We start from the raw sequence: 22,474 nt of genomic DNA, 5'->3' as shown, positions 1-22,474 counted from the left end.
TCGTTCGGTTCCTACGCGGCTATGCGCCCATGTTTGGCCGAAACGTCGTTATCTCTGTGCTGAGGGTGTCGCTAGACTCGTGGCTTCCCCAGGAGATTGTTCTCATGCACGAGTATCTGAGTCCCGGCCGCTTCATCGATAGTGACCATCCCTGCGTGGTGGAGTTCGCCGAAAAACATCGGGGCGCCAGTCGCGATCCGCTTGAGCAGGCGATCAACCTCTATTACGCGGTGCGCGAAGCCGTGCGCTACAACCCCTACACCTTCAGTCGCGACCCGGATACGTTGCGCGGCAGCTATGCATTGGCGGCCGGGGAGAGTTATTGCGTGCCCAAGGCCACGCTTCTGGCCGGTGCCGCGCGACATTGCGGGATCCCGGCTCGCATCGGTCTGGCGGACGTGCGCAACCATCTGTCGACCCCGCGGTTGCTCGAATTGCTCAGGAGCGACGTGTTCGCCATGCACGGCTATACGGAGCTGTATCTGAACGGTCGCTGGGTCAAGGCGACGCCGGCCTTCAACCAGAAACTCTGTGAATTGTTCAATGTGGCGCCGCTGGAGTTCGACGGCGTCAACGACAGTGTTTTTCATCCCTTCAACCGTGACGGCGAGCAGCTGATGGAGTACCTGGTCGACCACGGCCAGTTCGCCGACGTGCCTGAAACGTTCTTTTTCGAGCACCTGGAAAAGTGCTATCCACATCTCTTCAGCGACACACTGCCAGCGTTGCTGGGTGATATGCAGAGCGATTTGAGCCGCGCCTGATCCGGCGTATGCTGCCTGCGCATTCATCCATAAAGAGGCGGTCATGCTGAAGATCTGGGGTCGGAAAAATTCGTCGAATGTCAGAAAGCCATTGTGGGCCGCCGAGGAACTGGGCCTGGCCTATGAAGCCATCGATGCGGGCGGCGCCTTTGGTGTGGTCGATACGCCGCAGTACCGGGCGATGAATCCAAACGGCCGCGTGCCGGTGATCGAAGACGACGGCTTCGTGCTCTGGGAATCGAACGCGATCGTGCGTTACCTGATGGCCAGCCACGCCGATGGCACGGCCTGGTATCCGGTGGATTTGAAAGCCCGCGCTGCTGCTGACAAGTGGATGGACTGGACCACCTCAAGTTTTGCCGGCCCGTTCCGCACCGTGTTCTGGGGCGTGTTGCGCACGCCCGAAGACAAGCAGGACTGGCCCGCCATCAACGCAGCGATCAAGGAATGCGATGACCTGCTGGCGACGGCCGACCAGGCGTTGGCGGCCAAGCCGTACCTTTCCGGCGACCAGATCGGCATGGGCGACATCCCTCTTGGCAGTTTCATTTATGCCTGGTTCGAGATGCCGATCGAGCGTGCGCCGCACCCTCATCTTGAAGCCTGGTACGCACGACTGAAACAGCGTCCGGCGTATAAAAAAGCCGTTATGACCGCGTTGACTTAATACTCACTATCGACACACTTGACTGTACTTGTGTGGCGGCGACAAGCACCATTGCGCTCGTGCGCCGCGGTTGTATTGCTCGCCGCCCGCCCATAGTTATCCCTTTCTTCCCTTCTTGGTGCGTAAATCCGATATGAGTTCCGCTCTGTCCATCCGGCAGTTAACCAAAACCTACGGCAACGGTTTCCAGGCCTTGAGTGGTATCGATCTGGACGTCGCCGAAGGTGACTTTTTCGCCTTGCTCGGCCCTAACGGTGCCGGCAAATCCACGACCATCGGCATTCTCTCGACCCTGGTGAACAAGACCAGCGGCACCGTGAATATCTTCGGTCACGACCTGGACAAGAATCCTGCGCAGCTCAAGCGCTCCATCGGCGTGGTGCCCCAGGAATTCAACTTCAACCAGTTCGAAAAAACCTTCGACATCGTCGTGACCCAGGCCGGTTACTACGGCATCCCGCCGAAGATCGCCAAGGAGCGCGCCGAACAGTATCTGACCCAGCTCGGGCTGTGGGACAAGCGCGATGTGCCGTCGCGTTCGCTGTCCGGCGGCATGAAGCGGCGCTTGATGATCGCCCGCGCACTGGTTCACGAGCCGCGCCTGCTGATCCTCGACGAACCGACCGCGGGCGTGGACATCGAACTGCGTCGCTCGATGTGGACCTTCCTCACCGAGCTGAACCAGAAAGGCATCACCATCATCCTCACCACCCACTACCTGGAAGAGGCTGAGCAGTTGTGCCGCAACATCGGGATCATCGACCACGGCACCATTGTCGAGAACACCAGCATGAAACAGCTGCTCGGCCAGCTGCATGTGGAAACCTTCCTGCTCGACCTCAAGAACACGCTGAGCGTTGCGCCGCAGTTGCTCGGTTACCCGACCAAGCTGCTCGACAGCCATACCCTCGAAGTTCAGGTCGACAAGGCCATGGGCATCACCGCGCTGTTCACCCAGTTGGCGCAGCAGAACATCGAAGTGCTGAGCCTGCGTAACAAAACCAATCGCCTTGAGGAGTTGTTCGTGTCCCTGGTGGAGAAAAATCTGTCGAAGGTGGCGGTATGAGTTCCGAGCTGCAACCCAACCTCGTTGCCCTCAACACTATCGTTTACCGCGAGGTGAAGCGCTTTACCCGGATCTGGCCGCAGACCCTGCTGCCGCCGGCAATCACCATGGTCCTGTACTTCGTGATCTTCGGTAACCTGATCGGCCGGCAGATCGGTGACATGGGTGGCTTCACCTATATGGAATACATCGTGCCGGGCCTGATCATGATGTCGGTGATCACCAACTCCTACGGCAACGTGGTGTCGAGTTTCTTCGGCAGCAAGTTCCAGCGTTCCATCGAGGAATTGATGGTGTCGCCGGTGTCACCCCATACGATTTTGATCGGTTACACCTTGGGCGGCGTGCTGCGCGGCTTGATGGTCGGGCTCATCGTGACCCTGCTGTCACTGTTCTTCACCGAGTTGCAGGTGCATCACCTGGGCGTGACCATTCTGGTGGTGGTGCTGACGGCGACGATCTTCTCGCTGCTGGGCTTCATCAACGCCGTGTTTGCACGCAACTTCGATGACATCTCGATCATCCCGACTTTCGTGCTAACACCGCTGACGTACCTGGGGGGGGTGTTCTACTCGATCAGCTTGCTGCCGCCGTTCTGGCAGACCGTGTCCCTGGCGAACCCGGTGCTGCACATGGTCAACGCCTTCCGCTACGGCATTCTTGGCGTTTCGGACATCAGGATCAGCGTGGCGATTACCTTCATGCTGGTGGCGACCGTGGTGTTGTACATCGGCTGTGCGCGGCTGCTGGTCAGTGGGCGCGGGATGCGTACATAAAGTAAGACCGCGAAGGCATCAGCCCAGACACCACAAAAAAACGGCCTCCAAAAATGGAGGCCGTTTTGCATCTACTGCATCCGGCGTTGCTTACGCCGTTTCCACTGCCGACTGACCCACCAGCGCCAATACATCATCACCAGGCAATAGGCGAGGGCGCCCAGCACCAGACCCGTCACCACCGATCCCAACAGAAATGGCTGCCACAGAGTAGACAGCTCGCCGCTGATCCATTCCCAGGTCAGTTCGTCCGGCAAATGCCTGGCCGGCACGTCCATCAACCACGCCCCCGTCTGATAGGTGCAAAAGAACACTGCCGGCATGGTAATCGGGTTGGTCAGCCAGACCAGGCTGACGGCAATGGGCATGTTGCCCCGCACCACAATCGCAAGAATGGCCGCGACCAGCATTTGCAACGGAATGGGCAGGAAAGCCGCGAACAGACCCACCGCCATGGCCCGTGCGACGGAATGACGGTTGAGGTGCCAGAGGTTCGGGTCATGCAGCAGGGTGCCGAGAAAGCGTAAGGATTTGTGTTCCCTGATGCTGGTCGGGTCTGGCATGTAACGTTTGAATAAGCGCCGGGGCATAAGGCTTCTCGGTCGGTTAAGGCGGCAAGTATGTCTGGATTCCATGAACCGCCCATTCAGACTTTGTGACAATTAATAACCGTGCATGTGCGTTCGGGCAGCTATGCCTAGGGTGGGACTCTCAAGGACGGGCGTATGCGCACAGGGATGATGGCGCTGGCGTTGGGTCTGCTGGCCCTGCGGTTTTTACCCGTTTTACCGCCGGTCTGGTTATGGATGTTGCTGCCGGTTGTGGGTTTGATGCTGCTGCCGTTTCGGACTTACCCGTTGGCGTTCTTCCTGTTCGGCTTCAGTTGGGCGTGTGCGAGTGCGCAGTGGGCGCTGGATGATCGCCTGCCGCTGAAGCTCGACGGAGAGACTCGTTGGGTCGAAGGTCGGGTGACGGGCCTGCCGCAGAATGCCGAAGGTGTGGTGCGCTTCGAGCTGACCGACAGTCAGTCCCGAAGCACGCGGCTGCCCCGGCATCTGCGTCTTGCCTGGTATGACGGACCGCTCGTCAACAGCGGCGAACGCTGGCGACTGGCGGTCAAATTGAAGCGTCCTGCCGGGCTGCTCAACCCGCATGCCTTCGACTACGACGCCTGGCTGTTGGCGCAACGCATCGGCGCTACCGGGACGGTCAAGGATGGCCAGCGGCTTGCCTCCGCCCAATGGGCCTGGCGCGACAGCATTCGCCAACGCTTGCAAGCCGTCGATGCTCAAGGCCGGACCGGGGCACTGACGGCGTTGGTGTTGGGCGACGGCGGCGGGCTGAGCCGAGAGGATTGGCAGGTGCTGCAAGACACCGGCACCGTGCATCTATTGGTGATTTCCGGGCAGCACATCGGGCTGCTGGCGGGGCTGGTGTATCTGCTGATCGCCGGGCTGGCCCGCTATGGTCTGTGGCCGAGCCGTTTGCCCTGGTTGCCATGGGCCTGCGGACTGGCGTTTGCTGCCGCGCTGGGTTACGGGTTGCTGGCCGGTTTCGAGGTGCCGGTGCGCCGGGCCTGCGTGATGATCGGTCTGGTGCTGTTGTGGCGGCTGCGGTTTCGTCACCTCGGCGCCTGGTGGCCGCTGTTGCTGGCGCTCAACGGCGTTTTAGTGCTCGACCCGCTGGCGAGCCTGCAGCCGGGGTTCTGGTTGTCCTTCGCGGCGGTGGCGGTGTTGATCTTCACCTTTGGTGGGCGGCTGGGCCCCTGGCGCTGGTGGCAAACCTGGACCCGGGCGCAATGGCTGATTGCGATCGGACTGTGCCCGTTGCTGTTTATCCTTGGGTTGCCGATCAGCGTCAGTGGGCCGGTGGCCAATCTGCTGGCAGTGCCGTGGGTCAGTCTGGTGGTATTGCCGCCAGCCTTGCTCGGGACGTTGCTATTGCCCATCCCTTATGTGGGCGAGGGATTGCTGTGGTTGGCGGGCGGTCTGGTCGATCTGTTGTTCAAGGGGTTGGCATTGATGGCCGGACGACTGCCTGCCTGGGTGCCGGTCGCGGTGCCGCTGTGGATTTGGGCGCTCGGCATGCTGGGCGCCTTTCTACTATTACTGCCGGCCGGTGTGCCGTTGCGCCCGTTGGGCTGGCCGCTGCTGCTGTTGCTGGTTTTTCCACCTCGCCCGATGCTTCCCGATGGCGTCGTCGACGTCTGGCAGCTGGACGTCGGCCAGGGCCTGGCCATCCTGGTGCGAACCCGTCATCACACGGTGTTGTATGACACTGGGCCGCGTTTCGGAGATTTTGACCTCGGCGACCGGGTGGTCCTACCGACATTGCGCAAACTGGGCGTATCCGGGATCGACCTGATGCTCATCAGTCACGCCGACGCCGATCATGCCGGCGGTGCACGCGCGGTCGCCAATGGATTGCCGGTGGCGCGGGTCCTGAGCGGCGATCCCGAAGCGCTGCCAGCCGAATTGCACGCCGAGGGCTGTGAAAGCGGCCGGCAATGGCGCTGGGACGGTGTGAACTTCGAGCTCTGGCAATGGACATCCGCCCACGACAGCAATCAAAAATCCTGTGTTTTGCAGATCGAAGCCAATGGCGAGCGATTGCTGTTGACCGGCGACATCGACACCGCTGCCGAACGGGCGTTGCTCGACAGTCCGCTCGCCGTGCCGACCGATTGGCTGCAATCGCCGCACCACGGCAGCCGCAGTTCCTCTTCGATGGCGCTGCTCACCGCGTTGCAACCCAGGGCTGTGCTGATTTCCCGCGGCCAGGGCAATTCCTTTGGTCACCCGCATCCCACGGTCATGGCGCGTTATCAAAAGCGCGGGATGGCGATCTACGACAGCGCCGCGCATGGCGCCATTCGTCTGCAACTGGGACGGTTCAAGCCGCCATGGACGATGCGTCTGGAACGGCATTTCTGGCGTAATCCGCCACTGTCCGGCCCATAACCGCAAGTTATGAAAGCCCGACCGGATGCGACATCACAGTCTTCGGTGCATCCGGCCCCTATGTTAGAGTGGCGCACTTTTTCGAGGGGACTGTCACTGTGTGGGAATTGGTCAAATCCGGCGGCTGGATGATGCTGCCGATCATTTTGAGTTCCATCGCGGCCATGGCGATTGTCGCCGAGCGTCTCTGGACCCTGCGAGCCAGCCGTGTGACCCCGGAGCATTTGCTCGGGCAGGTCTGGGTGTGGATCAAGGACAAGCAGCTCAATAAAGAAAAACTCAAGGAGCTGCGCGCCAACTCACCGTTGGGCGAAATCCTGGCGGCGGGCCTTGCCAACTCCAAGCATGGTCGCGAGATCATGAAAGAGTGCATCGAAGAAGCCGCCGCGCGGGTGATTCATGAACTCGAGCGCTACATCAATGCGCTGGGCACCATCGCCGCGATGGCCCCGTTGTTGGGCTTGCTGGGTACGGTGCTGGGCATGATCGATATTTTCAGCGCGTTCATGGGCACGGGCATGGGCACCAATGCCGCGGTGTTGGCGGGCGGTATCTCCAAGGCGCTGATCACCACGGCCGCCGGCCTGATGGTCGGTATCCCGGCAGTGTTTTTTCACCGATTCCTGCAACGCCGGATCGATGAGCTGGTGGTGGGCATGGAGCAGGAAGCGATCAAACTGGTCGAAGTGGTGCAGGGCGACCGTGATGTGGACCTGGCCGAGGGCAAAGCGTGAAATTCCGCCGCAAACCGCGGGAAACGGTAGACATCAACCTCGCGTCGCTGATCGACGTGGTGTTTATCCTGCTGCTGTTTTTCGTGGTCACCACTACGTTTACCCGTGAAACCCAGTTGCGCGTCGATCTGCCAGAAGCGGTCAGCGGTTCTCCCGCAGAAGACCAGCAGGTCAAACACCTGGACGTGGCCATCAGTGCCGAAGGCGCGTTCTCGGTGAACAATCAGGTATTGCCGAAGAACGACCTGGCCACGTTGATGGACGCGTTGCAGAAAGAATCCAATGGCGACACCAATTTGCCGCTGTCTATCAGCGCTGATGGCAAGACCCAGCATCAGTCGGTCATCACCGCCATGGACGCCGCTGGCAAGCTGGGTTTCAGCCACTTGCGCATGACCACGGTCGAAGCGGCACCGCCCGCGCCCTGATGGCCATGTCTGATCGCTTGCTCGCCGCGTGGTACCAAGGTCATCCGGCCCTGAAGCTGTTGCAGCCACTGGAGTGGCTGTATCGACGCGTGGTCATGAACAAGCGCAAGCGCTTTCTGGCGGGCGAGGGCGAGATCTACCAGCCACCTGTGCCGCTGATCGTGGTCGGCAACATCACCGTCGGCGGCACCGGCAAGACACCGCTGATCCTGTGGATGATCCAGCACTGCCAGCGCAGCGGCTTGCGGGTCGGCGTGGTCAGCCGGGGTTACGGCGCCAAACCGCCGCAGTTGCCGTGGCGCGTCGAGCCCGATCAGAGCGCTGACATTGCCGGCGACGAACCGCTATTGATCGTCCAGCGCACCGGCGTGCCGTTGATGATTGACCCGGATCGCAGCAGCGCCGTCAAAGCGCTGCTGGCGAGCGAGCCACTTGACCTGATTCTGTCCGATGACGGCATGCAGCATTACCGACTGGCCCGCGACCTGGAACTGGTGTTGATCGACGCCGCTCGAGGCCTGGGCAACAAGCGTTGCCTGCCGGCCGGCCCCTTGCGTGAACCGATCGAACGCCTGCAAAGCGTCGACGCGGTGCTGTACAACGGCGCGGTCGATGATCGTGAAGACGGTTTTGCCTTCCAGTTGCAACCCACCGAACTGATCAACCTGCAAAGCGATGAACGTCGTCCCCTCGACCACTTCCCCGCAGGCCAAGCGGTGCACGCCGTGGCCGGGATCGGCAATCCGCAGCGTTTCTTCACGACCCTTGAAACGCTACACTGGCAGCCAGTGCCGCATGCGTTTGCCGACCACGCCGAATACAGCGTGCAGGCCTTGAATTTCACTCCGTCATTGCCGTTGGTAATGACTGAAAAGGACGCGGTGAAGTGCCGTGCCTTCGCCGCCGCCGATTGGTGGTACCTGGCGGTCGATGCTGCGCCATCGCCGGCCTTCGTGGCCTGGTTCGATACGCAGCTGATGCGCCTGTTGCCGGCTCGTCTTTTGCCTTAACTCCGTTCTAATCCAGGGAATGCTCATGGACACCAAATTGCTCGATATCCTCGCTTGCCCGGTCACCAAAGGCCCGCTCAAGCTCAGCGCCGACAAGACCGAGCTGATCAGCAAGGGCGCCGGCCTGGCTTACCCGATTCGCGACGGCATCCCGGTGATGCTCGAAACCGAAGCCCGCACCCTGACCACCGACGAGCGTCTGGATAAATGACCACAGCCTTTACTGTTGTCATTCCATCGCGTTATGCCTCCACCCGTCTGCCAGGCAAACCGCTGCTGCTGATCGCCGGCAAGCCGATGATCCAGCACGTCTGGGAACAGGCGAGCAAAAGCAGTGCCGAGCGTGTCGTGGTCGCCACTGATGATGCGCGCATCGTTGAGGCGTGCAATTCGTTTGGCGCCGAAGTGGTGCTGACTCGCGAAGATCACAATTCCGGCACCGATCGGCTGGCGGAAGTCGCCGCAAAACTGGGCCTGGCCGCCGATGCCATCGTGGTCAACGTCCAGGGCGACGAACCGCTGATCCCGCCGAGCGTGATCGATCAGGTCGCGGCCAACCTGGCCGCCCACACCGAAGCGCGCATGGCCACCCTGGCCGAGCCGATCGAAGACGTCGAAACCCTGTTCAACCCCAACGTGGTCAAGGTCGTCAGCGACCTCAATGGCCTGGCGCTGACCTTCAGTCGCGCTACCTTGCCGTGGGCCCGGGACGCGTTTGCCAAAAGCCGCGAGCAAATGCCGGAAGGCGTGCCGTACCGCCGCCACATTGGCATTTATGCCTACCGCGCCGGTTTCCTTCATGACTTCGTCAGCTGGGGCCCGTGCTGGCTGGAAAATACCGAATCCCTGGAGCAGCTGCGTGCTTTGTGGCATGGCGTGCGGATTCACGTCGCCGACGCACTGATCGCACCGCCCACCGGTGTCGACACCGTCGAAGACCTTGAGCGCGTTCGTCGCCTGCTGGAGGCCTGATGCGCGTTCTGTTCGTCTGCCTGGGCAACATCTGCCGTTCTCCGACGGCCGAAGGCGTGCTGCGGCATAAATTGCGCGAAGCGGGGCTGGCCGATCACATCGAGGTCGCCTCCGCCGGGACCGGCGACTGGCATGTCGGCAAGGCCCCGGACAAACGCAGTCAGGCCGCCGCGAAGCTGCGTGGATATGACCTGTCCGCCCAGCGCGCCCAGCAAGTGACCCGCGCCGATTTCGCCACTTACGACCTGATTCTGGCGATGGACAACAGCAACCTGCGCAACCTCAAGGCTCTGCAACCGGCCAAGGGCAAGGCCGAGCTGGACTTGTTCCTGCGTCGCTACGAGTCGGACGTCGATGAAGTGCCGGACCCGTATTACGACGGCGACCAGGGTTTCGAGCAAGTACTGGACTTGATCGAGCGCGCCAGCGATCGGCTGGTGATCGAATTGAAGGGACGGTTATGAGTTTGCAGGTTCAACCCCGGGTTTCGCTCAAGCCGTTCAATAGCTTTGGTGTCGACGTTCAGGCCCGGTTGTTTGCCGAGGCCCACAGCGACGCCGATGTGCGAGAAGCCCTGGCATATGCGTCGGCCCATGACGTGCCATTGCTGGTGATCGGTGGCGGCAGCAACTTGCTGCTGACGGCTGATATCCAGGCGCTGGTGCTGCGCATGGCCACTCGCGGGATTCGGATCCTGAGCGATGACGGCAGCAAGGTCGTGATCGAAGCGGAGGCCGGCGAGCCTTGGCATCCTTTCGTGCAGCACACCCTGGCGCAGGGGTTGTCGGGGCTGGAGAACCTCAGCCTGATTCCCGGCACCGTGGGCGCGGCACCGATGCAGAACATCGGCGCCTATGGCGTCGAGATCAAGGACGTGTTCGCCGGCCTGACCGCGCTGGATCGCCAGACCGGCGAGCTGCGGGATTTCACCCTGGAAGAATGCAACTTCGCCTACCGTGACAGCCTGTTCAAACAGGAACCGGGGCGCTGGTTGATCCTGCGCGTGCGTTTCACTCTGGACCGCGCCGCACACCTGCACCTGGAATACGGCCCGGTTCGCCAGCGCCTGACCGAGCAAGGTATCGATCACCCGACCGCCACCGATGTCAGCCAGGCGATTTGCGGCATTCGCAACGAAAAGCTCCCGGACCCGGCGGTACTCGGCAATGCCGGCAGCTTCTTCAAGAACCCTCTGGTGCCGGCCGCGCTGGTCGCACAGCTGAAAAGCCAATACCCGGACCTGGTGGCCTACGCGCAACCCGATGGGCAGATGAAACTGGCGGCGGGCTGGTTGATCGAGCGGGCCGGCTGGAAAGGCTTTCGTGACGGCGATGCCGGCGTGCATAAGTTGCAGGCGCTGGTACTGGTCAACTACGGCAGTGCCACCGGCCTGCAATTGCTGAACCTGGCGCAGCACATCCAGAAAGACATTTCCGAACGTTTCAAAGTAGACCTGGAAATGGAGCCGAATCGGTATTGAAGCTACGCTTTATTGGCCGATCTCAAAGCCCTGCACATCTTCAACTGTGCAGGGCTTTTTTGTTAATGCTGGGTTAACTTAGCCACCTAACGATGCAAGCATTTGCTCCACCAAAGGCCCGATGCAGACGTTTCCGTCCGTGTAAGAGAGCCTCATTAGCCTGAGCCGATCTGCGTGAAGCCAACCGCGAACCCCGCGCGGCAGATTGCTCGACCCCATAACCTCCAGAAATATGCGGGCGTGCCCATGATTACCCTGAAGCTCAATGGTCAAGACCATCAACTCGATGTCACCGAGGATATGCCGCTGCTCTGGGCAATCCGTGACGTGGCCGGTTACAACGGCACCAAATTCGGCTGCGGCATGGGCCTGTGTGGCGCCTGCACCATTCATATCGAAGGCGCTCCGGCGCGCAGTTGCATCACGCCGATCGGCTCGGTGGTCGGCCAGAACGTCACCACTATCGACAACCTGCACGCCGATCCGGTCGGGCAAGTCGTGCAACAAGCCTGGCTCGACGCCGCCGTGGCGCAATGCGGTTTCTGCCAGGGCGGGCAGATCATGTCGGCGACCGCGCTGCTCAAGACCAACCCGAATCCCAGCGACGCCCAGATCGAAGAGGCGATGGTCGGCAATATTTGCCGTTGCGGCACCTATAACCGCATCAAGACCGCCATCCACCAGGCATCCACTCACCTGAAGGAGGCCAAGGCATGAGCCGGTTACCGAATGACTTTGCGCTGAGCAACCTCAGCCGCCGCGGCTTCCTGAAAGGGGTCGGTGCGACCAGTGCGTTAGTTTTAGTGGCGAGCTGGGGCTGGCAAGACGCTTTCGCCGAAGAAAAAGAGAAAAAGTTCGGCGCCGACGGCATGCCCAATGGCTGGATTGATGATCCGAAGGTTTACATCAGCATCGCCGCTGACGGCATGGTAACGGTGGTCTGCAACCGTTCGGAAATGGGCCAGGGCGTACGCACCAGCCTGACCATGGTGGTGGCCGATGAACTGGACGCCGACTGGGCCATGATGAAAGTGCAACAGGCGCCCGGCGACGAAGTCCGCTTCGGCAATCAGGACACCGACGGTTCGCGCAGCATGCGTCACTGGTACGAGCCGATGCGTCGTTGCGGTGCGGCTGCGCGAACCATGCTTGAACAAGCGGCGGCTGAACAGTGGAAGGTGCCAGTCAGCGAGTGCCATGCGCAGTTGCATAAAGTGGTGCACCAACCGACCGGTCGCGAACTGGGCTATGGCGCCCTGGCCGCCGCTGCGGGTGCGCTGGCAGTGCCGGCCCGTGACAGCCTGCGGCTCAAGCAGCCGTCGGAGTTTCGCTACATCGGCAAGGAAGGCACGAAGGCGATCGACGGTGCCGACATCGTCAACGGCCGCGCCATTTACGGGGCCGATGTGCATTTCGACGGCATGCTCTACGCCGTGATTGCGCGTCCGGCGGTTTATGGCGGCACGGTCAAATCCGTCGACTCCAGCGCCGCGCTGAAAGTCCCAGGCGTGATCAAGGTCATTCAGATCGAAGGCCGTCCGCTGCCGTCCGAGTTCCAGCCATTGGGTGGCGTGGCCGTGGTGGCCAGCAATACCTGGGCCGCGATCAAGGGTCGTGAAGCGCTGAAAATCGAGTGGGATGATGGCCCCAATGCCAGTTACGACTCGATCGCCTACCGCAAAGAACTGGAAGCCGCGTCCCTCAAACCCGGCAAAGTGGTGCGCAATACCGGCAACATCGACGACGCCATGAAAGGCGCCAACAGCACCCTCGAAGCCTCGTATTACCTGCCGCACCTGACGCAGGCGCCGATGGAGCCGATGGTCGCCATCGCCCGCTTCAAGGACGGTGTGTGCGAGGCCTGGGCACCGAGTCAGGCGCCACAAGTCACCCGCGAACGGATTGGCGAACGCCTCGGTATTGCGTTCGATAAGGTCACGTTCAATGTCACCTTGCTGGGCGGCGGTTTCGGTCGCAAGTCCAAGCCGGACTTCATCATCGAAGCGGCGATCCTCGCCAAGGAATTCCCCGGCAAAGCGGTGCGGGTGCAATGGACCCGTGAAGACGACATCCACTGTTCCTACTTCCACACCGTGTCGGCCGAGTACCTGAAGGCCAGCCTGGACAAGGACGGCCTCCCATCTGGCTGGTTGCACCGCACCGTCGCCCCTAGCATCACCGCGCTGTTCGCCCCGGGCATGAACCACGAGGCGGCGTTCGAGTTGGGCATGGGCTTCACCAACATGGCCTACGCGATCCCCAACGTGCGCCTGGAAAACCCGGAAGCGGCGATTCATACGCGGGTCGGCTGGTATCGCTCGGTGTCGAACATTCCTCATGGGTTTGCGATCCAGAGCTTTGTCGATGAACTGGCGCACAAGGCCAAGCAGGATCCACTGAAGTACCAGATCAAATTGCTCGGTCCGGACCGTCAGATCGATCCGCGCACCTTGAGTGAAGAGTGGAACTACGGCGAATCCCCCGAGCGTTATCCGATCGACACCGGGCGGATGCGCACCGTGCTGGAAACTGCCGCCAAGGCTGCCGGTTGGGGCCGTGAGTTGCCCAAGGGCCGAGGCCTGGGCCTGGCGGTGCATTACAGCTTCGTCACCTACGTGGCGGCGGTGATCGAGGTCGAAGTCAAAGACGACGGCACGTTGATCGTGCACAAGGCCGACATTGCCGTGGATTGCGGTCCGCAGATCAACCCCGAGCGGATCCGTGCCCAGTTCGAAGGCGCCTGCGTCATGGGCCTGGGCAATGCGGTGGTGGGTGAAATCAGCTTCAAGGACGGTAAGGTGCAGCAGGACAACTTCCACATGTACGAAGTGGCGCGCATGTCGCTTGCGCCGAAGGAAGTGGCGGTGCATCTGGTCACACCACCGGGCGTTGTGCCGTTGGGCGGTGTCGGTGAGCCAGGCGTACCGCCAATTGCGCCAGCGCTGTGCAACGCGATCTTCGCCGCCACTGGCCAGCGTATCCGTAGCTTGCCGGTTCGCTATCAGTTGCAGGGTTGGCAAAAGGCGCAGGCCTGATGGACAGCGCAGATCTGAACGTCCTGCGCAGCGTGCTGGAATGGCGCCGCGCCGGTCAGCGGGTGGTGTTGTACAGCGTGGTCCAGACCTGGGGCACTGCGCCCCGGGCGCCGGGCGCGATGCTGGCGTTGCGAGAAGATGGCGTGGTGATCGGCTCGGTGTCCGGTGGGTGTGTCGAGGATGATTTGATTGCCCGGTTGCACGATGGGCGGATTCCACCTGACGGGCCGCCAGTGCAGTTGATCACCTACGGCGTCACCCGTGAGGAAGCCGCACGGTTTGGTTTGCCGTGCGGCGGCACGTTGCGCCTGACCGAAGAGCGGGTCGGCGATCCAGGTTGGGTCGCCGAGCTGCTGGCACGCTGCGAGGACCATGAGATCGTCGCTCGCTCGCTGGATATCGCGACCGGTGAAGTGGTTTTGCAGGCGGCGAACAAAACCGATGTATTGAGTTTTGATGGCAATACGTTGCGCGCCATCTACGGTCCACGTTGGCGGCTGTTGCTGATCGGTGCGGGGCAGTTGTCCCGGTATGTTGCCGAGATGGCGCGGCTGCTGGATTTCGAGGTGCTGATCTGCGATCCGCGCAGTGAATTTGTCTACGGTTGGGAAGAGCAGCACGGGCGTTTCGTCTCGGGCATGCCGGATGAAGCAGTACTGACCATCCAGACCGACGAGCGCACGGCGATTGTCGCCCTGACCCACGATCCGCGCCTGGATGACATGGCGCTGCTGACCGCCCTCGACTCCAAGGCGTTTTATGTTGGTGCGCTGGGCTCACGAGTCAACAGCCTGAAGCGTCGGGAAAACCTGGCTCAGCTAGGCTTGTCACCACAGGCCATCGAGCGGCTGCACGGCCCGATCGGTTTGCACATCGGCAGCCACAGTCCGGCGGAAATCGCCTTGTCGCTGCTGGCCGAGATTGTGGCAATCAAGAACGGCGTCGAACTCAAGCAGAAGAAGCCGTTGCGGGAGGTGGTATGAGCGAGTCCATCGGCGTCATCGTGCTGGCGGCGGGGCAGGGCAGCCGTTTCAGGCAGGTGGCGGGGGATGACAAGGACAAGTTGCTGGCGGACTGTACCGGTCGCGATGGCGCTGTTCGTTCGGTGATCGAACAGGTGCTGGTGAATGTGCCGCCCAGTCTTGGGAAGCGCGTGCTGGTGACTGCTGGAGATCGCCCGCAAGTGATGCGCATGGCTCAGGCGTATGGTTTTGAGATTGTGGAGATCGAGTCGACCGGGATGGGCGACAGCATTGCGGCCGGGGTGGCGGCGTGTCCGCAGCTTGATGGTTGGTTGATAGTGCTGGGAGATATGCCGTTTATCTTGCCGTCGAGTGTTGATCGGGTGGTGGCGGGGATTGCCGAGGATTGCGTCAGTGTGCCGGTGCATGCGGGAGAGTACGGGCATCCCGTCGGATTCGGTCGCAGTTTTGGGCCGGGGTTGATGGCGTTATCGGGTGATCATGGGGCCAAGCCGCTGTTTGCGCAGGGCCGGGTGGTTAAAGTGGCGGTGGATGATCCCGGGGTGTTGTGGGATGTGGATGTGCCAGAAAAATTGATCTTCCAGTAGCCTTTGCACGAATCCCCTGTGGGAGCGGGCTTGCTCGCGAATGCGTTGTGTCAGCTTGCATCAATGTTGAATTTAAACCTCTTTCGCGAGCAAGCCCGCCCCCACATTGATCGCGGTGAAACTATGTCTAGTCCTGAAATAGGTTTACACCTATTTCACCCTAACGCCCGATGCACCGCATCGGGCGTTTTGTATTTTAAGGACAGGTGCGGGCGCTCTTGGTTGTAGATCAAGATCGCCTCCCGCACCATCTGCTCCGCTTGCGCCAAGTCTGTCGGTCGATGGAGCAAGAGTTCTGTTTTCAAGATGCCGTTGACCCGCTCTGCCATGGCGTTTTGGTAGCAGTCGTAGCCATCGGTCATCGAGCACGTGATGCCATGCCTGGCATGGAGCTTTTGATACAACGCTGAGCAGTACTGCACCCCTCGATCCGAGTGATGAACCAGTTTCTGGCGGGTTCGACGCGTCTTCAACGCCATGCGCAAGGCTTGAGCCACCGAGTCGGCATGCAGGCTACCGTGCACGTGGTAACCGACAATTTTTCTCGAGAACGCATCCGTGACCAGGCTCAGGTAGACCGGATCATCACGCTTGGTGGAGAGATAAGTGATATCGGCTACCCAGACCTGTTCCGGGCCGGTAGCGACGACTTGCTGCGGGCCTGGCTTTAGTAAATTGGGATGGCAGTGAAAGTGATGATGGCTGTCAGTCGTCTTGTGATAAGCCCGTTTTCTACGAACCAACTGGCGGTGCTCTCTTAGAACCTCAAACAAGCGATCCCGGCCTACATGTAGCTCCTGTTTCTCGCGCTCCGCGTGCATCAATGAGTGCAGTTTGCGGGCGCCAATGCAGGGCTGGCGCACCCGGATTGATTGCACAAACGTGATGAGTTTCTGATCTTGCTCGACTCGAGCCCGACAAACGCGATCTCGCTTGTAATAGGCTTGGCGACTGATCCCCATAAACTGGCAAGCCCTGCTGACACTCAGGGTTTGGGTTTGCGCAACGACTTGCCGGGCCGCTTTTTTACGACAGATACGCCGTAGTCGTTCTTCAGAACATCAACCACGTCTTCGAAGAATTTGGCTTTCTGATTTGCCAGGGCCAACTGTTCCTCAAGCTCTTTGATTCTCTGCTCGGGAGTCGGTGGCAAAGTTGGCTCGTCCATCGGTCGAGTCCTCTGGGAGCGAATGGATGCGCCTTGGCTCCAATCCTGTCGACCATGTTTACGTAACCAGACCAACACCGTCGACCGACCCTGAATCCCATAACGCCGTTGAGCTTCTTTATAACTCAACTCGCCTTTTTCGACCTGATCGACAACCGACAATTTAAAAGTCAGCGTGTAATCTCGCTGACTGCGTTTTGGACCCGTATCCATTGCACCTTCCTGATAAGAAGTCAGAAGGTGTAAACCTTATTCAGGACGAGACACTAACATAAAAAAAGCCCCGCCTGGATCACCAGGCGGGGCTTTTTAGTGGCCGATGGAATCAGACGAGTGGTTTAGGCTCGTGTTCTTTTTCCAGGGCTTGTTCGTGTTGCTCTACCGCTTCCTGAACGGAGCGTGGTGCTTCTTCGATGACCGATTCGGCAGCAGGTGCCGCTTCGATCACTTCAGCCACAACCGGTGCAGGCTCGGCAGCGACAGACGCTTCAACCGGAGCAGCAGCGGCAGCCAGTTCGGCTTCCTTCTGCAGACGCTCGGCTTCACGCTTGCGACGACGCACTTCACGCGGGTCGTTCGGCGCACGGCCATTTTCGGTCAGGGCGCTGACAGGCGCCGCTTCAACGACCGGTGCAGCCACTTCGGCAACAACCGGCGCCGGTGCTTCAACAACTGGAGCAGGCTCGGCAGCCACAACCACTGGCTCGGAGACCACAGCTTCAGCCACCGGTGCAGGTACTTCAACAGCTACCGGCTCGGCAACCCAGTTGAACGCGGTTTGTTCTTCACGAACTTCGCGGACTGCTTCGGTCACGGTTTCGGTCACTGTTTCGACGGCCGGCTCTGCGGTAGCCACTGGCTCAGCAGCAGCTTCAACTTCAGGCTGCGCTTCACGAACCGGCGCCACTTCGATTTCCGGAGCGGCAGTGGCTTCGACCGGAGTCGTCGCTTCGACCACTGGCGCTTCGACCGGAGCCGATTCCAGGGTGGCGGCCGTTGCGCGTTCGGCTTGCTCATTGGCTTGTGCTTCAGCAGGCGCGCTGATCACGGTGCTGGCAACGGCTGCGGTAACAGCCAGGCCGGCGGCCAGATCAGAGGTGCTTGGCGCTTCGTTGCTGTCGCCCGCTTCGCTGCCTTCGGCGGATTCGGATTCTTCCGAACCTTCGATCACATTGCCGTTGGCATCGCGTTGACGCTCGCGACGGTTGCTACGACGACGCTGGCCACGGGAGCGGCGGCGTGGACGATCGCCTTCGGCGCCTTCCTGACCGTCTTCCTGCAGTTGCTCTTCATTGGTCACCAGTTCTTCTTCGGCAACGGCAGCAGCGGCTTGCTCGGTACGTGGCTGACGTTCTTCACGCGGTGGGCGCGGAGCGCGTTCTTCACGTGGCTGGCGAGCCGGACGCTCTTCAGCGGTCGCCGCAGCGGCCGGAGCGGTAGCGTCCAGAGGTTCGCGCAGTTCACGCACTCGTTCTTCACGCTCGCCACGTGGCTTGCGGTCTTCGCGAGGCGCGCGCGGTGCACGTTCTTCGCGAGGGGCGCGTGGGGCGCGCTCTTCACGTGGAGCACGTTCTTCGCGGGCTACTGCTGGAGTTTCTTCGCGGGCTTCGCGTGGTTGACGCTCTTCGCGTGGCTCACGTGGTGCGCGTTCTTCACGCGGTGCACGTTCCTCACGAGGCTTGCGCTCTTCGTCGCGGCGACCGTTACGGTTGCGGCTCTGCTGACGACCGTTGCGACGCTCTTCGTTGCGGGCCGGACGCTCGGTGGTCGCTGGTTTTTCAACCACAACCGGGGCAGCAGGCTCTTCTTTGGTTGCGAACAGGCTGACCAGCGATTTCACCAGGCCTTTGAACAGGCTTGGCTCGGGCGCAACGGATGGCGCGGCAACCGGAGCGGCGACGACTTCGGTCGGAACCGGAGCGTTGGCGCGGGCCGGCGCGGTCTTGACCGCGGCTTCCTGGCGAACCAGGGTGCGGGTCGCAGCGGCTGGCTGGACTTCTTCGACTTCGGCAGCGGCAGCAGCGATTTCGTAGCTGGACTGGCCGACAGCGGCTTCCGGGCTGTCATCGCGCAGACGCTGAACTTCGAAGTGCGGCGTTTCGAGGTGATCGTTCGGCAGAATGACGATGCGGGCACGGGTGCGCAGTTCGATCTTGGTAATCGAGTTGCGTTTTTCGTTGAGCAGGAACGCAGCGACCGGAATCGGCACTTGTGCACGAACTTCGGCGGTACGGTCTTTCAGGGCTTCTTCTTCGATCAGGCGCAGGATCGCCAGGGACAGCGATTCAACGTCACGGATGATGCCGGTGCCGTTGCAACGCGGGCAAACGATGCCGCTGCTTTCGCCCAGGGATGGACGCAGGCGCTGACGGGACATTTCCAGCAGGCCGAAGCGCGAGATGCGACCGACTTGCACGCGAGCGCGGTCGGCTTCCAGGCATTCGCGGACTTTCTCTTCCACGGCGCGCTGGTTCTTGGCAGGGGTCATGTCGATGAAGTCGATGACGATCAGGCCGCCGATGTCGCGCAAGCGCAACTGACGGGCGATTTCTTCGGCGGCTTCAAGGTTGGTCTGCAGGGCGGTTTCTTCGATGTCGCTGCCTTTGGTGGCGCGCGCCGAGTTGATGTCGATAGACACCAGGGCTTCGGTCGGATCGATAACGATGGAACCGCCGGAAGGCAGCTCGACGACGCGCTGGAAAGCGGTCTCGATCTGGCTTTCGATCTGGAAACGGTTGAACAGCGGAACGCTGTCTTCGTACAGCTTGATCTTGCTGGCGTACTGCGGCATTACCTGGCGAATGAAGGTCAGGGCTTCGTCCTGGGCTTCAACGCTGTCGATCAACACTTCGCCGATGTCCTGGCGCAGGTAATCGCGGATGGCGCGGATGATCACGTTGCTTTCCTGGTAGATCAGGAATGGCGCGGAGCGATCCAGCGAGGCTTCTTTGATGGCGGTCCAGAGTTGCAGCAGGTAATCGAGGTCCCACTGCATTTCTTCGCTGCTGCGGCCCAGGCCGGCAGTGCGAACGATCAGACCCATATCAGCCGGGGCAACCAGACCGTTCAGGGCTTCACGCAGTTCGTTGCGCTCTTCACCTTCGATGCGACGGGAGATGCCGCCGGCACGCGGGTTGTTCGGCATCAGCACCAGGTAACGACCGGCCAGGCTGATGAAGGTAGTCAGGGCTGCGCCCTTGTTGCCACGTTCTTCTTTTTCGACCTGAACGATGACTTCCTGGCCTTCGCTCAGGACGTCCTTGATGTTGACCCGGCCTTCGGGGGCTTTCTTGAAGTATTCGCGGGAGATTTCTTTGAGGGGCAGGAAGCCGTGGCGCTCAGAGCCGAAATCGACAAAGGCAGCCTCAAGGCTTGGTTCGATGCGAGTAATCCGGCCTTTATAGATGTTGGCCTTTTTCTGCTCGCGTGCACCGGATTCGATGTCCAGGTCGTAGAGGCGTTGGCCATCTACCAGTGCAACACGCAACTCTTCGGGTTGAGTTGCGTTAATCAGCATTCTTTTCATGTAGTACCGTCGGTTTCCGGGCTGCCGGAAACGGCGTTCGGCACACACGACTTCTCATGGTCGGTGTCAGGTGCGTCGGGAGTGGTTGGCCATTCCCGTGTCCAGCGATGTCCGGCCAATTGGGCCGTTATCGCGACGTACGCGTCCTGCTTGCTGTGGCTACTTAAGCACTCAGTCAGGAGGAGGAATCAACCAGCGGCTGTGGACGAGATGAAGCGTCTTGATAAAGCCTATTGCTACACAGTCCAGCGGTTGTGCATCTCCACCCTACACGTATCCCTGATAATTCGGGTGCTGCCGCGCGCAGAATCCGCAGCGGGTTGGCATTTACCGTGAGCTCCGAAGGGGGAGGTCACGCATCATGGCTAATTTAGGCGTTGTTTCCGAAGTGTTCGCTCGGGGTCGTCCATAGCTGACTGCACTTTGTGAACTGGCCGTGAATATTGGCTCGCAAGGCGAGTGAAAACTCTGCTTCGCGGCTTGATTCAGGCCTCATGTCACCTGCGCTCGTTACAGCTGCAAACTCCACCGTTACGTAGCGAAAGCCCCGTAGGACGGCCTCTCGTCCTGGTGAATTGCGTTGGTCAGGGCCGGTTTTTGACCGTTAGTCCGCTGTCCAGGCCGCTTTTGGCGGCGTTCGCGACTATAGCAGCAATGATTAAGTGCTTCAATTCCATAAAAAATTGTTATCATCCGCGGCATGACGACTACTGCCCCTTCGACCCCAGCCGTACAACTGCTGGAGGTCTCGCCGGAATATGCCGGCCAACGTATTGATAACTTCCTTCTCGCTCGGCTCAAAGGCGTGCCCAAGACCTTGATTTACCGCATTTTGCGCAAGGGCGAAGTGCGGGTGAACAAAGGTCGGATCAAGCCCGAATACAAGCTGCAGGCGGGCGATATCGTGCGCGTGCCGCCAGTTCGCGTGCCCGAGCGCGACGAACCTGTGCCGCTGGCTCAGGGCCTGCTGCAGCGCCTCGAAGCCTCGATTGTCTTCGAGGACAAGGCGTTGATCGTGATCAACAAGCCTTGCGGCATCGCGGTTCACGGCGGCAGCGGCTTGACTTACGGGGTGATCGAAGCCTTTCGTCAGTTGCGTCCCGATTGCAAGGAGCTCGAACTGGTTCACCGTCTCGACCGTGACACCTCCGGCCTGCTAATGATCGCCAAGAAGCGCAGCATGCTGCGTCACTTGCACACGGCATTGCGCGGTGATGGCGTCGACAAGCGCTACATGGCGCTTGTTCGCGGTAATTGGGCGGCCTCGATCAAGCAAGTCCGGGCGTCGCTCGGCAAGAGCAATCTGCGCTCCGGCGAGCGCATGGTCGAGGTCGACGAGGAGGAGGGCAAGGAGTCCGTGACCGTGTTCAAGGTCCTGCGTCGTTTTGGCGACTTTGCCACCATGGTTGAAGCCAGGCCGATTACCGGCCGCACCCACCAGATCCGTGTCCACACCTTGCACGCCGGGCATTGCATCGCTGGCGACACCAAGTATGGCGATGAAGCCTTCAGCAAGGAAATCCGCGACCTGGGCGGCAAGCGCCTGTTCCTGCACGCCTACCTGCTGACTGTGCCGCTGCCGGATGGTGGTGAGCTGAAGCTGCAGGCGCCAGTGGACGAAATGTGGGCCAAGACCGTGGAGCGCCTGAGTGCACCCCTCTGATTACAAGCTGCTGATTTTCGATTGGGACGGCACGCTCGCTGATTCCATTGGTCGGATTGTCGAGGCGATGCATGTCGCCTCCGAGCGATCCGGGTTTCAGTTGCGTGACGATTTTGCGGTCAAAGGCATTATCGGTCTGGGTTTGCCTGAGGCTATTCGCACGTTATACCCGGACATTGGTGATGCCGAGTTGGTGGCGTTCCGTCAGCATTACGCAGATCACTACATCGCTGCGGAAGCCGTGCCTTCGCCGTTGTTCGAGGGTGTGCTCGAGTCGATGGAGGCGTTTCGCGCCGAGGGTTATCATCTGGCTGTGGCCACAGGCAAGGCCCGTCGCGGGCTGGATCGGGTGTTGAAAGCACACGGCTGGGAGGATTATTTCGATATCACCCGCGCCGCCGACGAAACCGCCAGCAAGCCCCATCCGCTGATGCTTGAGCAGATTCTTGCCCATTGCGAGGTTCGTCCGGAGCAGGCGCTGATGGTTGGCGACTCGTCCTTCGACCTGCAGATGGCGCGTAACGCTGGTATGGACTCGGTGGCGGTCAGTTACGGCGCGCAGTCGATCGACGCGCTGAAGCTGTTTGAGCCGCGACTGTCCATCGATCGTTTTTCAGAATTGCATGCCTGGCTGGGTCAGCGGGCTTAACAGGTT

General features: G+C 60.8%; 21 protein-coding genes. 18 read left to right on the top strand and 3 right to left on the bottom strand.

What is annotated here, in order from left to right; genetic code table 11:
- The first annotated feature begins 104 nt into the window (after positions 1 to 104).
- From DJ564_RS24055 to DJ564_RS24040, 4 genes are all read left to right on the top strand, one after another.
- A complete protein-coding gene (locus DJ564_RS24055) occupies positions 105 to 764 on the top strand; it encodes a transglutaminase family protein (RefSeq protein WP_109633882.1) in 660 nt (219 codons plus the stop codon).
- Positions 765 to 807: 43 nt separating this feature from the next.
- Positions 808 to 1,431, top strand: coding sequence for a glutathione S-transferase family protein (locus DJ564_RS24050; RefSeq protein WP_109633880.1), 624 nt, complete (start codon positions 808 to 810; stop codon positions 1,429 to 1,431).
- A gap of 133 nt (positions 1,432 to 1,564) precedes the next feature.
- On the top strand, positions 1,565 to 2,497 hold the full coding sequence (locus DJ564_RS24045; RefSeq protein ID WP_109633878.1) for an ABC transporter ATP-binding protein: 933 nt from the start codon (positions 1,565 to 1,567) through the stop codon (positions 2,495 to 2,497).
- Positions 2,494 to 3,273, top strand: a complete 780-nt coding sequence (locus DJ564_RS24040) for an ABC transporter permease (protein ID WP_010461900.1) — start codon at positions 2,494 to 2,496, stop codon at positions 3,271 to 3,273. Before DJ564_RS24045 ends, DJ564_RS24040 begins: the two co-directional genes overlap by 4 nt.
- Positions 3,274 to 3,344: 71 nt before the next feature.
- On the opposite strand, the gene DJ564_RS24035 is transcribed toward DJ564_RS24040, so the two are convergent.
- Positions 3,345 to 3,863 carry a DUF2062 domain-containing protein gene (locus tag DJ564_RS24035; protein WP_109633877.1) on the bottom strand — a complete coding sequence of 173 codons (519 nt, stop codon included), beginning with the start codon at positions 3,861 to 3,863 and terminating at the stop codon, positions 3,345 to 3,347.
- 135 nt (positions 3,864 to 3,998) lie between these two features.
- On the opposite strand from DJ564_RS24035, the gene DJ564_RS24030 reads away from it, so the two are divergent.
- From DJ564_RS24030 to DJ564_RS23975, 12 genes are all read left to right on the top strand, one after another.
- Positions 3,999 to 6,233 (top strand): DNA internalization-related competence protein ComEC/Rec2, encoded by a 2,235-nt coding sequence (locus DJ564_RS24030; protein WP_109633875.1) that lies wholly within the window; start codon positions 3,999 to 4,001, stop codon positions 6,231 to 6,233.
- Positions 6,234 to 6,331: 98 nt separating this feature from the next.
- Positions 6,332 to 6,967 (top strand): MotA/TolQ/ExbB proton channel family protein, encoded by a 636-nt coding sequence (locus DJ564_RS24025; protein WP_162556235.1) that lies wholly within the window; start codon positions 6,332 to 6,334, stop codon positions 6,965 to 6,967.
- Complete coding sequence (locus tag DJ564_RS24020) at positions 6,964 to 7,395, top strand: biopolymer transporter ExbD (RefSeq protein ID WP_109633873.1); 432 nt, start codon at positions 6,964 to 6,966, stop codon at positions 7,393 to 7,395. The genes DJ564_RS24025 and DJ564_RS24020 overlap by 4 nt, the downstream gene beginning before the upstream one ends.
- Positions 7,395 to 8,405: a tetraacyldisaccharide 4'-kinase gene (gene lpxK / locus DJ564_RS24015; RefSeq protein WP_109633872.1), complete on the top strand. Its 1,011-nt coding sequence runs from the start codon at positions 7,395 to 7,397 to the stop codon at positions 8,403 to 8,405. The genes DJ564_RS24020 and lpxK overlap by 1 nt, the downstream gene beginning before the upstream one ends.
- A gap of 25 nt (positions 8,406 to 8,430) precedes the next feature.
- Positions 8,431 to 8,616 carry a Trm112 family protein gene (locus DJ564_RS24010; protein WP_010461887.1) on the top strand — a complete coding sequence of 62 codons (186 nt, stop codon included), beginning with the start codon at positions 8,431 to 8,433 and terminating at the stop codon, positions 8,614 to 8,616.
- A complete protein-coding gene (kdsB, locus tag DJ564_RS24005; RefSeq protein WP_109633870.1) occupies positions 8,613 to 9,377 on the top strand; it encodes a 3-deoxy-manno-octulosonate cytidylyltransferase in 765 nt (254 codons plus the stop codon). The genes DJ564_RS24010 and kdsB overlap by 4 nt, the downstream gene beginning before the upstream one ends.
- A complete protein-coding gene (locus DJ564_RS24000) occupies positions 9,377 to 9,841 on the top strand; it encodes a low molecular weight protein-tyrosine-phosphatase (RefSeq protein WP_109633869.1) in 465 nt (154 codons plus the stop codon). Before kdsB ends, DJ564_RS24000 begins: the two co-directional genes overlap by 1 nt.
- Positions 9,838 to 10,857, top strand: coding sequence for a UDP-N-acetylmuramate dehydrogenase (gene murB / locus DJ564_RS23995; RefSeq protein ID WP_109633867.1), 1,020 nt, complete (start codon positions 9,838 to 9,840; stop codon positions 10,855 to 10,857). Before DJ564_RS24000 ends, murB begins: the two co-directional genes overlap by 4 nt.
- A gap of 246 nt (positions 10,858 to 11,103) precedes the next feature.
- Positions 11,104 to 11,574, top strand: coding sequence for a (2Fe-2S)-binding protein (locus DJ564_RS23990; protein WP_109633866.1), 471 nt, complete (start codon positions 11,104 to 11,106; stop codon positions 11,572 to 11,574).
- Positions 11,571 to 13,892 (top strand): xanthine dehydrogenase family protein molybdopterin-binding subunit, encoded by a 2,322-nt coding sequence (locus tag DJ564_RS23985; protein WP_109633864.1) that lies wholly within the window; start codon positions 11,571 to 11,573, stop codon positions 13,890 to 13,892. Before DJ564_RS23990 ends, DJ564_RS23985 begins: the two co-directional genes overlap by 4 nt.
- The gene (locus DJ564_RS23980) at positions 13,892 to 14,875 is read left to right on the top strand and encodes an XdhC family protein (RefSeq protein ID WP_109633862.1); all 984 of its coding nucleotides are present in this window, start codon (positions 13,892 to 13,894) and stop codon (positions 14,873 to 14,875) included. The genes DJ564_RS23985 and DJ564_RS23980 overlap by 1 nt, the downstream gene beginning before the upstream one ends.
- On the top strand, positions 14,872 to 15,462 hold the full coding sequence (locus DJ564_RS23975) for an NTP transferase domain-containing protein (RefSeq protein WP_109633860.1): 591 nt from the start codon (positions 14,872 to 14,874) through the stop codon (positions 15,460 to 15,462). Before DJ564_RS23980 ends, DJ564_RS23975 begins: the two co-directional genes overlap by 4 nt.
- A 155-nt stretch (positions 15,463 to 15,617) precedes the next feature.
- Here DJ564_RS23975 and DJ564_RS23970 read toward each other — a convergent pair.
- Positions 15,618 to 16,843 (bottom strand): IS3 family transposase gene (locus tag DJ564_RS23970; RefSeq protein WP_371921989.1). Its coding sequence is split into 2 segments (ribosomal slippage): positions 15,618 to 16,492 and positions 16,492 to 16,843, totalling 1,227 coding nucleotides; the frame shifts between segments, so codons are not numbered across the junction.
- A gap of 112 nt (positions 16,844 to 16,955) precedes the next feature.
- Entirely contained in the window at positions 16,956 to 20,156 is a 3,201-nt protein-coding gene (gene rne / locus DJ564_RS23965) for a ribonuclease E (RefSeq protein ID WP_109633859.1), read from the bottom strand.
- Positions 20,157 to 20,856: 700 nt separating this feature from the next.
- Between rne and rluC the strand changes: the two genes are divergently transcribed.
- The gene (gene rluC, locus DJ564_RS23960; protein WP_109633857.1) at positions 20,857 to 21,819 is read left to right on the top strand and encodes a 23S rRNA pseudouridine(955/2504/2580) synthase RluC; all 963 of its coding nucleotides are present in this window, start codon (positions 20,857 to 20,859) and stop codon (positions 21,817 to 21,819) included.
- The gene (locus DJ564_RS23955; protein WP_109633855.1) at positions 21,806 to 22,468 is read left to right on the top strand and encodes an HAD-IA family hydrolase; all 663 of its coding nucleotides are present in this window, start codon (positions 21,806 to 21,808) and stop codon (positions 22,466 to 22,468) included. Before rluC ends, DJ564_RS23955 begins: the two co-directional genes overlap by 14 nt.
- The last annotated feature ends 6 nt before the right edge of the window (positions 22,469 to 22,474 follow it).

It is taken from the genome of Pseudomonas sp. 31-12 (assembly GCF_003151075.1).
Classification (GTDB): domain Bacteria; phylum Pseudomonadota; class Gammaproteobacteria; order Pseudomonadales; family Pseudomonadaceae; genus Aquipseudomonas.
The sequence above is the reverse complement of the archived record's forward strand: the minus strand, read 5'-3'. Positions and strand labels throughout refer to the sequence as shown.

Coding starts and splice junctions, on each gene's coding strand:
- murB (WP_109633867.1), top strand. CDS start 9,838: ATGAGTTTGCAGGTTCAACCCCGGGTTTCGCTCAAGCCGTTCAATAGC.
- DJ564_RS24050 (WP_109633880.1), top strand. CDS start 808: ATGCTGAAGATCTGGGGTCGGAAAAATTCGTCGAATGTCAGAAAGCCA.
- DJ564_RS24040 (WP_010461900.1), top strand. CDS start 2,494: ATGAGTTCCGAGCTGCAACCCAACCTCGTTGCCCTCAACACTATCGTT.
- kdsB (WP_109633870.1), top strand. CDS start 8,613: ATGACCACAGCCTTTACTGTTGTCATTCCATCGCGTTATGCCTCCACC.
- DJ564_RS24045 (WP_109633878.1), top strand. CDS start 1,565: ATGAGTTCCGCTCTGTCCATCCGGCAGTTAACCAAAACCTACGGCAAC.
- DJ564_RS23990 (WP_109633866.1), top strand. CDS start 11,104: ATGATTACCCTGAAGCTCAATGGTCAAGACCATCAACTCGATGTCACC.
- lpxK (WP_109633872.1), top strand. CDS start 7,395: ATGGCCATGTCTGATCGCTTGCTCGCCGCGTGGTACCAAGGTCATCCG.
- DJ564_RS24035 (WP_109633877.1), bottom strand. CDS start 3,863: ATGCCCCGGCGCTTATTCAAACGTTACATGCCAGACCCGACCAGCATC.
- rne (WP_109633859.1), bottom strand. CDS start 20,156: ATGAAAAGAATGCTGATTAACGCAACTCAACCCGAAGAGTTGCGTGTT.
- DJ564_RS24055 (WP_109633882.1), top strand. CDS start 105: ATGCACGAGTATCTGAGTCCCGGCCGCTTCATCGATAGTGACCATCCC.
- DJ564_RS24010 (WP_010461887.1), top strand. CDS start 8,431: ATGGACACCAAATTGCTCGATATCCTCGCTTGCCCGGTCACCAAAGGC.
- DJ564_RS23975 (WP_109633860.1), top strand. CDS start 14,872: ATGAGCGAGTCCATCGGCGTCATCGTGCTGGCGGCGGGGCAGGGCAGC.
- DJ564_RS24000 (WP_109633869.1), top strand. CDS start 9,377: ATGCGCGTTCTGTTCGTCTGCCTGGGCAACATCTGCCGTTCTCCGACG.
- DJ564_RS23980 (WP_109633862.1), top strand. CDS start 13,892: ATGGACAGCGCAGATCTGAACGTCCTGCGCAGCGTGCTGGAATGGCGC.
- DJ564_RS24030 (WP_109633875.1), top strand. CDS start 3,999: ATGCGCACAGGGATGATGGCGCTGGCGTTGGGTCTGCTGGCCCTGCGG.
- DJ564_RS23985 (WP_109633864.1), top strand. CDS start 11,571: ATGAGCCGGTTACCGAATGACTTTGCGCTGAGCAACCTCAGCCGCCGC.
- rluC (WP_109633857.1), top strand. CDS start 20,857: ATGACGACTACTGCCCCTTCGACCCCAGCCGTACAACTGCTGGAGGTC.